Here is a 12,620-nt window from a genome sequence, read left to right as displayed (position 1 = left end):
GGACACTCGCACTGGGGACAACCGGTCCGCGCTCAGCGAAACAGCGCTGCACAATGCATCGTTCTCAGGCATCACGTGTTGAAATGGTGCAACCACCCGGCACCACCTGCGATCCGTGAGGAGCACAGCAATGACCCAGACCGTGCAGGACCCCTCCATCGACGAAGTCAGCAACCACCAGCTGACCGCCGCCGACCGTTGCGACAGCTGCGGGGCGCAGGCCTACATCCGAGCCACCATGTCGAGCGGCGAGCTGTTCTTCTGCGCCCATCACGGCGCCGAGTTCAAGGACAAGCTCGCGGCGACTGCCATCGAGTGGCACGACGAGAGCAGCCGACTCTACGAGTCGAAGTAGCGCGCGAAGGCGCGAGCACAGCAAGACGGGAGGCCCGGTGCCAGCTGGCACCGGGCCTCCCGTCTGTCTGTTGCCCGTCTCAGAACGCGCGGTTCAGCGCCCAGGCGGCGCCGCGGTAGCTGTTCGGCCCCCAGACACCGTCGATGGGGCCGCTGTAGCGGCCGTGGGCGGCCGCCCATCGCTGCAGTGCTGCCACGACGTCTTTGCTCTCGTACCCCCACGCGACCGGGGCCTGGTAGTACCCGCCCTTCGCGAGCTGGTTGGACGCGCCGATCCACGAAATCGGCCCCATCACGCCGTCGATCGGGCCGGTGTATGTGGCCATGCTGCCGAGACACTGCAGCCGCTTGTAGAACACGGGTCCGGGGACGCCGTCGGATTCCGTCGTGGTCGTCGGGACCGAAGCACACGCCGGACTGATCCGGGTCATCGCCGCCTCGGCCGTCGTCGTCTGTCCGACGGCACCGGCACCGACCAGGGTCACGACGAGTGCACCGACCAGGGCGAGTGTGCGCGTGTTGCGTTGCATGGGACCTCCTTTGTCCGCCCCCAACATGTCACATGCACAACGCGACGTTCCGGAACTGGCAACAGTTGCCACCGCCCCCGGGAACGACGAAGGCCGGGCCCCTGCGGGCCCGGCCTTCGTCGTGTCTCACGCGATGCGCTTGAACGCCTTGTCGACGTAGCGGTCGACGGTGGCGCGCGCCTCGCGTGCGTAGCGGTCGATGGTCGCCGTCTGCTCCGGGTCCGGCGTGTACTCGCGGCCCAGCCGTGCGGCGGCTGCGGCGAGGACACCGTCGGTCAGCTGCGGGTTGAGCGGCAGGATCGGGCCCTGGGTGTGCGTACCGAAGGACGTGCCGACGATCGCACCCTCGACCGGGGCGCCCGCCTGGTTGCCGCCGCCGGACACGACATCGGCGAAGGGAGTGACCCCGGCCGCGAGCTCGATGCTGGTGGCGTGGTCCTCGAAGCCGGCGAGACGCTTCGGCGCTCCGGGGAGCAGCGGGTACCGGGTCTCGAGCACGAAGTAGTTCACGCGCCGCTCGGCACCGCGGACGGCGCGGGCGTCGAACACGCCGAATCCGGCGACCGGTGCACCCTCGGTGGGGACGACCTCGTTCGTCGACAGGTCGAACCCGCCGCCGACCGCGATCACCGGCACCCCGTCGCTGGCGAAGGCACGGAGCGGGGCACCGATGCGCGCGACGTCGGCGCCGAGTGACCGCATCGCGCTGAGCGGCCCGTTGCCGATCACGACGACGTCGGCCGCCGCGGGGAGCTCGTCGCCGGGCGCGTACTCGAGCACCTCGGTGTCGAGGCCGGCTGCAGCGGCACGGCGCACGAGGGCCGCGACGTTGCCACGATCGCCCGAGACGCCCATCTGCCGGGGGTAGACGTGCAGGATGGTCAGCCGGTCGGCCGTCATGCGGTCTTCTCCATGTCCGGGTGGCCGAGGGCCTTGCGGGCGATCATCATGATCTCGTAGTTGACGATGAAGTTCTTCGTCCCGCTGGTCGTCGAACCGAGCTGCTCCATGTGCTTGATCGCGGCCTCGACGTCGGGTTCGACCCGACCGATGCGGACACCGGCGTGCTCGAGGGCGATCGCGATCTGCCAGGCCTTGTCACCGGAGACGACGTCGACGTGGTCGAGCTTCGAGAAGTCGATGTCGTAGATCCAGGAGATGTCCGGCGTGCCCTCGTCGATCGCCATGAGGACCTGCTCGGGGCGGTCCGGCAGCGCGTCGAGGTTGAGCTGGAGGCTCGCGGCGTTCTTGAACATCGTGAACTCGGCGGACTCGCCTGCGATCGGGAGTCGCTCGCCGCGCCCGTAGGCCGGCTTCATCGTGCCGAAGGCCTTCGTGACGGCGTCGGCGCGGAACTGCGTGCCGAGTGCCGCGCTGGCCGTGGCGGTGGCTGCGGCGGCGTCGACCGCGTAGTGCAGGCCGCGGGCCGGCAACCGGACCGGGATCTCGGTGCCGTCGAAACGGATCGTCGCACCGTCACCGGTGTTCACGACGACCTCGGCCTCGGCGGCGTTCGGCTGGGCGTCCTGCCGGTCGAAGTCGTCGGCGTTCTGCAGGCCGTTCGGCGCCGCGGCGACGACCTCGGCGCTCGCACCGAAGCGCAACACGCGCTGGCCGGTCCGCGCCACGTAGGCGTCGAGGAACTGGTCGTCGCGGTTCGTGATGACGTTCGCCGTCGACAGTGCCGCGGTGTCGAGCATCATGTCGGCGACGCGTTCGGTCTCGAAGAACCGGTACAGCTGGTCGACCTGCACGTTGAGCATCGTCACCGTGGACGGCGACAGGATGCCGGCGAGTTCGACCGCGAAGGCCTCGTCGACCTCGAGGATGCCGATGTCCGCCTTCAGGCGACCGGTCAGCGAGACCTCGGACAACAGCGCCGACGCGATGCCCTGCGGCAGGTTCGCGCCCGAGGGGTTCGTGAAGACACGGAGCCCGTGCGCCCGGACGATGTCCGAGATCATGTGCGTCGTCGTCGACTTGCCGTTCGACCCGAGCACGAAGACGACACCGTTGGGGAACTGCTTCGTCACGTGCTGCAGGAAGTCGGGCACGAGCTTGAGCACGATGAAGCCGGGGTACGCGGATCCCCCGCCCCGCGCTCGGGCGAGGGCACGGAGGATCCGCCCGATCAGGATCGGGATGAAGAACCGCATCGGCCTACTCGAGGTAGTCGCGCAGCGACTGCGACCGCGACGGGTGGCGGAGCTTCGCCATCGTCTTGGACTCGATCTGGCGGATGCGCTCACGCGTCACACCGAACGTGTCACCGATCTGGTCGAGGGTCTTCGGCTGGCCGTCCCCGAGGCCGAAGCGCATGCGGATGACGCCCGCCTCGCGCTCGGACAGGGAGTCGAGCAGGCTCTCGAGCTGCTTCTGCAGCATCGTGAAGCCCACGGCGTCGGCCGGCACGACCGCCTCGGTGTCCTCGATGAGGTCACCGAACTCGGAATCGCCGTCCTCACCCAGGGGCGTGTGCAGGGAGATCGGCTCGCGGCCGTACTTCTGCACCTCGACGACCTTCTCCGGGGTCATGTCGAGCTCGCGGGCGAGCTCTTCCGGAGTGGGTTCGCGACCGAGGTCCTGCAGCATCTGACGCTGGACGCGGGCGAGCTTGTTGATGACCTCGACCATGTGCACCGGGATGCGGATGGTCCGGGCCTGGTCCGCCATGGCGCGGGTGATCGCCTGGCGGATCCACCACGTCGCGTAGGTCGAGAACTTGAAGCCCTTGGTGTAGTCGAACTTCTCGACCGCACGGATGAGGCCGAGGTTGCCCTCCTGGATGAGGTCCAGGAACTGCATGCCGCGGCCGGTGTAGCGCTTGGCGAGCGAGACCACGAGGCGGAGGTTCGCGCCCAGCAGGTGCGACTTCGCACGTTGACCGTCGCGGGCGACCCAGCGCAGTTCGCGCTCGGCCGGCTTGGTGAGGCCGGTCGAGTGCTGCAGCTTGTCCTCGGCGAACAGGCCGGCCTCGATGCGCATCGCGAGCTCGACCTCCTGCTCGGCGTTGAGCAGGGCGACCTTGCCGATCTGCTTGAGGTAGTCCTTCACCGGGTCGGCGGTCGCGCCCGTGATGGTCGTGGAGTAGACCGGCGCCTCGTCGTCGTCGGTCTGCGAGATGACGAGCGCGCCGGCGGCGACCGCAGCGGCGGCGTCGGGCTTGATCGCCTTGTCGTCGGTGTCCTCGACGTCCTCGGTCGGCTCGTCGGTGGCTTCGTTCGCCTCGTCGACGGGGTCGACCTTCTTCGCCTTCGGGGCGGCCTTCTTGGCCGGGGCCTTCTTGGCGGGGGCCTTGGTGGCGCGCTTCTTCGGCGCGTCGGTTCCCTCGGTGTCCGTGGCGTCGTCTGCCACAGCACCTTCGGGCTGCGTGTCCTTCGTGGGATCGATCGTCGTGCTCCGGGCAGCCATGCGATCACCTCTCTCGTCGTGCCACGTTCGTGGGGTCGTGGCCTCCCTCGCCGCCCAGGGCCCGAGCCGCAGTCCCCCGCGTCGTCGAGTCCTACCGTTCCGGGCAGCACTAAGACCCATGTCAAGTCCCCCGTGTCGATCGGCGCTCCGAAGTGCTCCGACAGGAAGGGGGTCCTGAGTGGGTCCGTGATCATTATTGCACGTGCCGCTTCCGCAGGCGCGCAACGAGTGCAACCCAGAGCGGGCCGACGCGTATTCCCTCCTCCGCGTGGAGCACTCGCCGTGTCCGGCGCCGAGCGTGCAGGAGCATGGCGACGCCGAACCCGACCACCAGGTACTGCACCGTGAGGGCCACCCGGAAGTTGTCCCAGGCGAAGACGGTCTCGCCGGTGACGCGGGACACCACGTCGAGCAGCAGCCCGATCAGGTACATCATCACGAACGCCGCCAGGAAGCCGCCGACGTTGACGACGCCGTTCGCGGACCCCAGGGAACCGACCGGGTTGAACGTCCGGGCGAAGTCGAACCCGATCAGTGAACCGGGGCCGCCGATCCCCATCGCGACGACGAGCAGCACGAGCAGCCAGGTGGGCGGGTGGCCGGGCCAGAGCAGGATGGCGGTCCACACCACGGCGAGCAGCACGACGACCCCGAGCACGAGGTTCGAGCGGCGCATCGGGAACCGCGCGCACAACAGGCCCAGCACCGGTCCGGCGGCGAAGCCCACGGCGACGATGATCGTCAGGAAGCCGGCGGCCTCGGCAGGGCTGTAACCGAGCCCACGGAGCATCGGGACCCCCCACAGCAGCGAGAACACCGTGCCGGAGGACTGCGTCACGTAGTGCGACCAGAAGCCGAGCTGCGTGCCGGGACGCCGCAGCGCGTGCCCGAAGGTCCGGAAGGCGGCGCCCCACGAGTGCGGCAGCGGGATGGTGCCGGTCCGGACGACGACCGGGCCGTTCCGGACGAAGACGAAGGCCAGGACGAGCCCGACGGCGCTCACCGCAGCGGCGACCCCGAACGCGGGAGTCCACCCTGCGGCGTGCAGGAGCACCGCGAACGGGAACGCCGACAGGATCTGGCCGATCTGCCCGAGGTTGCCCGTCCACTGCGAGATCTGCGGCAGGATCCGGCCGCTGAACCACATCGGCACCAGACGGATCACCGAGATGAAGGTCATCGCGTCGCCGGCACCCACGAGCACGCGTCCCGCGATCGCCGGGCCGATCGTCGGCGAGAAGGCCACCACGGCCTGCCCGACCACGAGCAGCGCGGCGCCGAGCAGGACGAGCTTGCGCGGCCCCACCCGGTCGAGCGCGACGCCCACCGGGATCTGGAGTCCGGCGTACACGGCGATCTGCACGACCGCGAGCGTGGAGAGCACCGCCGCCGACACGGCGAACCGGTCCTGCGCGTCGACGCCGGACACCCCGAGCGAGGACCGCTGGACGACCGCGAGGACGTAGGCGAGCACCGCGATGCCCCAGACGAGGAAGGCGCGACGGGAGTTCACCCCGACAGGTTACCGATCCGGCGGAGCCGGATACGCGACGGCTGTCGTCGAGGCTTGCGACGCTCTGGTCACGACCGGACGACGGACGGGAGGCGCGGTGCGGGCCCGCCACGGGCCTCCTGGCCGCCGTTCCGGACCGTCCAGGGCCCGACCCGGCTACTCGCCGCCGTCACCCTGGGTGCGACGATCCGCCAGGAAGCGCTCGAGCTCGGCCGCGATCGCGTCCGCGGTCGGCACCTCGCCGTCGACGTCGGTGAGCGGCGACGCGACCGGGTTGCCCTCCATGTACGTGTCGTGCCGCTCCTCGAGCACACCGACGAGCCGCTGCAGCTCGGCGTTGCCGGCGACCTGCTCCTCGACCCGGGTGAGGAACTCGCGACCCGCCTCGCGCAGGGCGTCCGTCGGGAAGATGAGGCCGGTGGCCGCGGCGATGCCGGACAGTGCGGCGACGGCCGCGTCGGGGAACTCGGTGTCCGACAGGTAGTGCGGCACGAGGAGCACCAGGCCGGTGACCTGCGCGCCGGTGGACGCGAGCCGGTGCTCGACCAGGTGCAGGACGTTCGCCGGCGCCTGCGTCTCGGGCTTCCAGACGCTCATCTGCTCGACGAGGTCGGCACGGGTGCCGGAGACGGTGAGGCTGATCGGCCGGGTGTGCGGGACGGGCATCGGGATCGACTGCACCCAGGTGGTGTCCGCGACCTGGAGCCGGGCGGCGAGGCCGGTGACGGCGTCCACGAACCGGTTCCACTGGAAGTCCGGCTCGTACCCGGACAGGAAGAGGAACGGCTGGCCGATCTCGTCGCGCACCAGGTGCAGCGCCAGCCGGGGCGGCTCGACGGCGGCGATGTGGTCGTGCTCGAAGGTGATGACCGGCCGTCGGGCTCGCCAGTCGAGCAGGACGTCGGGGTCGAACTCGGCGACGAGCTGGGTGTCGAGGTCCTCGAGCACGGACGTCGTCACCTGGGCCACGGCCGAGCCGGCATCGGCGAAACCGGTGAGCCCGGCGACCAGGTGCAGTCCGGCCGGGACGGTCGGGGCGGCCTCGTCGAACGTGTAGAGCTCCTCGGGGTGGTTCACCGTCCCCATGCTAGGCGGGGCCACCGACGCCCCCGCGCGGGACGGCCACGCCGACAGCGAACAGCGCGCGGATAGGCTTGGCCCATGGTCCGACCGACGCTCTCCACCACCAGTTCCGCCCCCGAGACCACCACCGCCGACGTGCTCGTCGTCGGGGTCCGCCCCGGGTCGTCCACCGACGCCGCACCGTCCGGCGACACCGCTGCCGGCGCGTCCCTCGCGCCGAGCGCCGCCGGTGTCGTCGAGGCTCTCGCCGGGCTCGACCTCGCCGCGATCGGCGTCACGGGCGCCAAGGACCAGCTCGTCCGGCTGCCCGGCACCGGCGTGGCCGCGTCCTCGATCGCACTCATCGGTCTCGGGTCGGCCACCGGTGTCGCGGCGATCCGTGCCGCCGCCGGCAGCGCCGTCCGCCAGCTCCCGCAGGTCGCCTCGATCACCCTGGCCCTGCCGACCGACTCGGCCGAGCTCGTCGACGCCGCACTCGAGGGCGCCGCACTCGGCGCCTACGCCTTCACCCGCCACAAGGGCGCCGGCACGACCGCGCCGACGCGGGGTGACCAGCACATCGAGGTCGTCGCGCCCGCCGACGTCGCCGCCGACGCGGCAGTCCGGCCCGCGATCGTCGCCGACGCCGCGTCGCTCGTCCGCGACCTGGTCAACACCGCCGCCGGCGACCTCGGGCCGCAGGACGTCGCCGACGTCGCCCGCGCGCAGGCCGAGGGGCTGCCCCTGACGGTCGAGGTCCTCGACGAGCAGGCGCTCGAGGAGCAGGGCTTCGGCGGCATCCTCGGTGTCGGCCGCGGTTCGGCCCGTCCCCCGCGCCTGGTCGTCGTCCGCTACGCGCCGGAGTCCGCCACGAAGCACCTCGCCCTCGTCGGCAAGGGCATCACGTTCGACTCGGGCGGGCTCTCGCTCAAGCCGGCGGCGTCGATGCTCGGCATGAAGACCGACATGACCGGCGCCGCCACCGTGCTCGCCGCGACCGTCGCCGCCGCGCGCCTCGGCCTCGACGTGCGCGTCACCGCCTGGCTCGCGCTCGCCGAGAACATGCCGTCGGACACGGCGACCCGCCCGGGAGACGTCCTCACGCTGAAGAACGGCAAGACGGTCGAGGTCACGAACACCGATGCGGAGGGCCGCCTGGTGCTCGGTGACGGCATGGCCGCCGCCTCGCTCGAGACGCCCGACGCGATCGTCGACGTGGCCACCCTGACCGGCGCGCAGGTCGTCGCACTCGGCGACCGCACGACGGGCCTGATGGGCAGCGACGACCTCGTCGCGAAGGTCCGCGCCGTGGCCGAGGGCGTGTCGGAGCCGATCTGGCCGATGCCCCTGCCCGAGGAACTCGACGCGCGGCTCGCCAGCGACGTCGCCGACATGGTCAACGCCACGGTCGGCAACCCGGCCGGCGGCATGCTGCTCGCCGGCAAGTTCCTGGAGCGCTTCGTCGGCGAGGGCATCCCGTGGGCGCACCTCGACATCGCCGGCCCGTCCGAGCACAAGGGCGGCGGCTACGGGTGGCTCGGGAAGGGCGCGACGGGTGTGATGGTCCGCACGCTCATCGCACTCGCAGAAGACCTCCAGTCCGAGTAGTAGGTTTGGTACCGGTGGGACGGGGCATCGACGCGCCTCCCACCGGTACTGCACGGGACGGGACCGGAACCACGCGGTCCGACCGTCGGACGCCGCCCCCGCGGTGTCCACGTAGGGCCCGATCGGCCCGACACGCACGAGGGAGTTGCACCAGGTGACGGAACAGACTTACGACGTCGTGGTCCTCGGTGGCGGGAGCGGTGGCTACGCCGCTGCGCTCCGGGCCGCCGAACTCGGCATGAGCGTCGCGCTCATCGAGGGCGACAAGCTCGGAGGGACGTGCCTGCACCGTGGCTGCATCCCCACCAAGGCGCTGCTGCACGCGGCCGAGGTCGCCGACGCGACCCGCGACGCCGAGAAGTACGGCGTGATCGCGGAGTTCGCCGGTGTCGAGGTCCCGAAGGTCATCGAGTACCAGCAGGGCGTCATCACCTCGAAGTACAAGGGCCTGCAGGGCCTCATCAAGGCCCGCGGCATCACCGTCGTCGAGGGCTGGGGTCGACTCACCTCGCAGAACACCGTGCAGGTCGGCGACCAGAACATCGTCGGCAAGAACGTCGTGCTCGCGACGGGCTCCTACTCGAAGTCCCTGCCGGGGCTCGAGATCGGCGGGCGTGTCATCACGTCCGAGACCGCGCTGCGCATGGACTACGTGCCGAACAAGGTCGTCATCCTCGGTGGCGGCGTCATCGGCGTCGAGTTCGCCAGCGTCTGGAAGTCCTTCGGTGCCGAGGTCACGATCGTCGAGGCGCTCCCCCACCTCGTCCCCGCCGAGGACGAGTCCATGTCGAAGCAGCTCGAGCGCGCCTTCCGCAAGCGCGGAATCGAATTCTCGCTGGGTGTCCGGTTCCAGGGCGTCGAGCAGCACGAGAACGGCGTCGTCGTCACGCTCGAGGACGGCAAGACCTTCGACGGCGACGTCCTGCTGGTCGCCGTCGGTCGTGGCCCGGTCACGCAGAACGTCGGCTTCGACGAGGTCGGCGTCGCCATGGACCGCGGCTTCGTCACCACGAACGAGCGCCTCGCCACCAACCTGCCGAACGTCTACGCGGTCGGCGACATCGTCCCCGGCCTGCAGCTCGCGCACCGCGGCTTCCAGCAGGGCATCTTCGTCGCCGAGGAGATCGCCGGGCTCAACCCGGTGGTCATCGAGGACAAGAACATCCCGAAGATCACGTACTCCGACCCCGAGGTCGCCTCCGTCGGCCTGTCGCAGGCGAAGGCCGAGGCCGAGTACGGCGCCGACAAGGTGGACTCGTACGAGTACAACCTGGCCGGCAACGGCAAGAGCCACATCATCGGCACGTCCGGTTCGGTCAAGGTCGTCCGCGTCGTCGACGGCCCCGTCGTCGGCGTCAGCATGATCGGCGCCCGCGTCGGCGAGCTCATCGGCGAAGCGCAGCTCGCCGTGAACTGGGAGGCGTACCCGGAGGACATCGCTCCGCTCGTGCACGCCCACCCGACGCAGAACGAGGCCCTGGGCGAGGCGTTCATGCACCTCGCGGGCAAGCCGCTGCACGCGCTGTGACCCGCACGAGTCCGCGCCCTGTGACAATGACATCAACAACAACTGCAACCCCCCGCGAAGAGGAGTCCACCCGATGAGCGAATCCGTCAGCCTCCCGGCGCTCGGCGAGAGCGTCACCGAGGGCACGGTGACCCGATGGCTGAAGAACGTCGGTGACCGGGTCGAGGTCGACGAGCCGCTGCTCGAGGTCTCGACCGACAAGGTCGACACCGAGATCCCGTCGCCCGTCGCCGGCGTCATCGAGGAGATCCTCGTCCAGGAGGACGAGACCGTCGAGGTCGGCACCGCGCTGGTGAAGATCGGCGATGGCTCGTCCGACTCCGGTTCCTCCGACGCCGGTTCGTCCGACGAGTCCTCGAACGAGGCCGCCGCCGAGGCAGAGGCCCCCGAGGCCGAGCCGAGCACCGAGCAGGAGTCCGAGACCCCCGCCCCGGAGCCCACCGAGCCCGAGCCGGCTCCGGCCGGACAGACGCAGCCCGCAGCCCCGCAGGCACCGTCCGCGCCGCCCGCCGCCGCCCCGGTTCCGCAGGCAGCCCCGGTCCCGCCGCCCGCCGCCGCCCCGGCTCCCCCGGCCGCGGTCCCCGCCCCCGCAGCACCGGCCGCAGCGCCCAGCGCGACGACCGCCGCCGCGGTGCCGAACCCGTCGCAGGACGGCGCAGCCTCCGGCTACGTCACGCCGCTCGTCCGCAAGCTCGCCAACGAGCAGGGCGTCGACCTGTCCACCGTCACCGGCTCCGGTGTCGGCGGGCGGATCCGCAAGGAGGACGTGCTCGCGGCCGTCGCGAAGGCCCCGGCCGCCGGTGGTGCAGCTGCACCCGCCGCAGCGTCCGGTCCGTTCGTCGCCGAGGTCTCGCCGCTGCGCGGCACCCGCGAGAAGATGACCCGCCTGCGCAAGGTCGTGGCCGAGCGTGCTGTGCAGTCGATGACCTCGACCGCACAGCTCACGAGCGTCGTCGAGGTGGACGTCACGAAGGTGGCGCAGTTCCGCGACGCCCACAAGGCGGAGTTCCTCGAGAAGACCGGTTCGAAGCTCTCCTTCATGCCGTTCTTCGCCCTGGCTGCCTCCGAGGCACTCAAGGCCCACCCGAAGATCAACTCGACCGTCGAGGGTGACGAGATCGTCTACCCGGAGTCCGAGAACGTCTCCATCGCGGTGGACACCGAGCGCGGCCTGCTGACCCCGGTCATCAAGGACGCGGCGTCGCTCGACCTGGCGCAGTTCTCCAAGTCCATCGCGGACCTGGCGGAGCGCACCCGGAACAACCAGCTCAAGCCCGACGAGCTCGCCGGCGGCACGTTCACGCTGACGAACACCGGTTCGCGTGGTGCGCTGTTCGACACCCCCGTCGTGTTCCTGCCGCAGTCGGCGATCCTCGGCACCGGCATCGTCACGAAGCGTCCCGCGGTCGTGAAGGTCGACGGCCAGGAAGCCATCGCGATCCGTTCGTTCGTCTACCTCGCGCTGTCGTACGACCACCGGATCATCGACGGTGCGGACGCGTCGCGGTACCTGGTCGCGGTGAAGAACCGCCTGGAAGAGGGCAACTTCGCCCCCAACCTCGGGTACTGACACCCCGCAGCACGGCCGACGGCCCCGGTTCCCCTTCGTGGGGAGCCGGGGCCGTTCCCGTTCGTGGGGAGCCGGAGCGGTCCTCGTTCGTCGGTGGCCGAAGCGTCAGCCACCACCGCCCGGCGCACCGGCACCGAGCGCGGAGACGGCCGCGACGACCGTGCCGATCGCGACGACGACGCCGACCAGGGCGCGCCGGAGCGGCACGCGTCGCTCCACGCCGACGGGGATGCCGAGTTCGACGACCGCACGCAGCCGAGCCGCCACACCACCGGGATCGAGCGGCGGGTCGGCCTCCGCGAACACCAGGTCGGCCAGGGGTGGCGTCCACCGGAACGGCCGTGGCGGCGCAGCGCCCCGCACCGTGTCGAGGGCCGTGCTCGCCGCGGTGCGGTCACCGTCCAGTGCCGCGACGAGTGCGGCGTCCACCTGGTCGCGCGACGGATCGCGCGGGTCCACCCGGTCCCAGACCACCCGCGCGGCGAGCACGAGGACGCGTGCGGCGTCGGTGCTGCCCGGGTCCGTGCCGTCGCGGACTGCCCCAGCCGGGTGGTCGCACAGCACGACGGCGCCGGCGTCGTCCACCAGGACGTCGTCGATCCCGGCGACGCCGAGCCGCAGCGCACCGTCCACCGCCGCGACGAGCAGCTCGAGCAACGGGACGCAGAGGGTCACCGCGACCCCGGTCGTCGGGGCGCCGAGCCGTTCGAGCGCAGCCGGGAGCGGCGTCCCGCACGGGCGGTCGAGCAGCACCACGAGTGCGCCGTCAACGGTCCGGCCGACCGCCGAGACGGGCACCAGGTGGCGGTGCCCGGTGGCGCACCGGTCCGCCACCCACGAGGCAGCTGCAGCGTCGTCGGCCTGCGCGACCCAACGGTCGGTGCGGGCGCCGTGGGTGCCCTGGTCGGTGCTCGTGTCCATGGTGACGAGCGTGTCGGACGCGGGTCGGGCCTCCTGGCCGTCCGGCCCGACCTGTGGACAACGCATGTTCGCGCACAGCCGGACCGGCTGCGGTCTCCCCCGGACCGCGGAGGCCGTATCCTG

At 71.1% G+C, this 12,620-nt stretch carries 11 protein-coding genes; 4 read left to right on the top strand and 7 right to left on the bottom strand.

The annotated features are described in order from the left end of the window. Positions 1-130 precede the first annotated feature (130 nt). Positions 131-355, top strand: coding sequence for a DUF7455 domain-containing protein (locus ACXKZB_RS09420; RefSeq protein WP_071255055.1), 225 nt, complete (start codon positions 131-133; stop codon positions 353-355). Between the two features lie 79 nt (positions 356-434). Here ACXKZB_RS09420 and ACXKZB_RS09415 read toward each other — a convergent pair whose 3' ends face one another. The 6 genes from ACXKZB_RS09415 to ACXKZB_RS09390 form a co-directional block, all read right to left on the bottom strand. Continuing rightward, positions 435-884, bottom strand: a complete 450-nt coding sequence (locus tag ACXKZB_RS09415; RefSeq protein ID WP_488825856.1) for a hypothetical protein — start codon at positions 882-884, stop codon at positions 435-437. Between the two features lie 126 nt (positions 885-1,010). After that, a complete protein-coding gene (locus ACXKZB_RS09410; protein ID WP_488825855.1) occupies positions 1,011-1,784 on the bottom strand; it encodes a type 1 glutamine amidotransferase in 774 nt (257 codons plus the stop codon). Further along, the gene (locus tag ACXKZB_RS09405) at positions 1,781-3,040 is read right to left on the bottom strand and encodes a MurT ligase domain-containing protein (protein ID WP_488825854.1); all 1,260 of its coding nucleotides are present in this window, start codon (positions 3,038-3,040) and stop codon (positions 1,781-1,783) included. The genes ACXKZB_RS09410 and ACXKZB_RS09405 overlap by 4 nt, the downstream gene beginning before the upstream one ends. 4 nt (positions 3,041-3,044) lie before the next feature. Further along, on the bottom strand, positions 3,045-4,295 hold the full coding sequence (locus tag ACXKZB_RS09400; protein ID WP_488825853.1) for an RNA polymerase sigma factor: 1,251 nt from the start codon (positions 4,293-4,295) through the stop codon (positions 3,045-3,047). Between the two features lie 193 nt (positions 4,296-4,488). Continuing rightward, positions 4,489-5,808, bottom strand: a complete 1,320-nt coding sequence (locus tag ACXKZB_RS09395) for an MFS transporter (protein ID WP_488825851.1) — start codon at positions 5,806-5,808, stop codon at positions 4,489-4,491. 156 nt (positions 5,809-5,964) lie between these two features. Continuing rightward, complete coding sequence (locus tag ACXKZB_RS09390) at positions 5,965-6,894, bottom strand: proteasome assembly chaperone family protein (protein ID WP_123292679.1); 930 nt, start codon at positions 6,892-6,894, stop codon at positions 5,965-5,967. A 75-nt stretch (positions 6,895-6,969) separates the two neighbouring features. Here ACXKZB_RS09390 and ACXKZB_RS09385 point away from each other — a divergent pair, with 75 nt between their 5' ends. The 3 genes from ACXKZB_RS09385 (at position 6,970) to sucB (ending at position 11,576) form a co-directional block, all read left to right on the top strand. Then, positions 6,970-8,478 carry a leucyl aminopeptidase gene (locus ACXKZB_RS09385; RefSeq protein WP_488825850.1) on the top strand — a complete coding sequence of 503 codons (1,509 nt, stop codon included), beginning with the start codon at positions 6,970-6,972 and terminating at the stop codon, positions 8,476-8,478. Positions 8,479-8,632: 154 nt separating this feature from the next. Further along, positions 8,633-10,006 (top strand): dihydrolipoyl dehydrogenase, encoded by a 1,374-nt coding sequence (gene lpdA / locus ACXKZB_RS09380; protein WP_111086393.1) that lies wholly within the window; start codon positions 8,633-8,635, stop codon positions 10,004-10,006. Between the two features lie 73 nt (positions 10,007-10,079). Further along, positions 10,080-11,576, top strand: coding sequence for a 2-oxoglutarate dehydrogenase, E2 component, dihydrolipoamide succinyltransferase (gene sucB / locus ACXKZB_RS09375; protein ID WP_123312777.1), 1,497 nt, complete (start codon positions 10,080-10,082; stop codon positions 11,574-11,576). A 105-nt stretch (positions 11,577-11,681) separates the two neighbouring features. Here sucB and ACXKZB_RS09370 read toward each other — a convergent pair whose 3' ends face one another. Continuing rightward, on the bottom strand, positions 11,682-12,497 hold the full coding sequence (locus ACXKZB_RS09370) for a hypothetical protein (RefSeq protein ID WP_488825849.1): 816 nt from the start codon (positions 12,495-12,497) through the stop codon (positions 11,682-11,684). Positions 12,498-12,620: the final 123 nt, after the last annotated feature.

It is taken from the genome of Curtobacterium sp. ABR8, from assembly GCF_057812125.1.
This window is presented reverse-complemented; position numbering and strand designations above follow the sequence as displayed.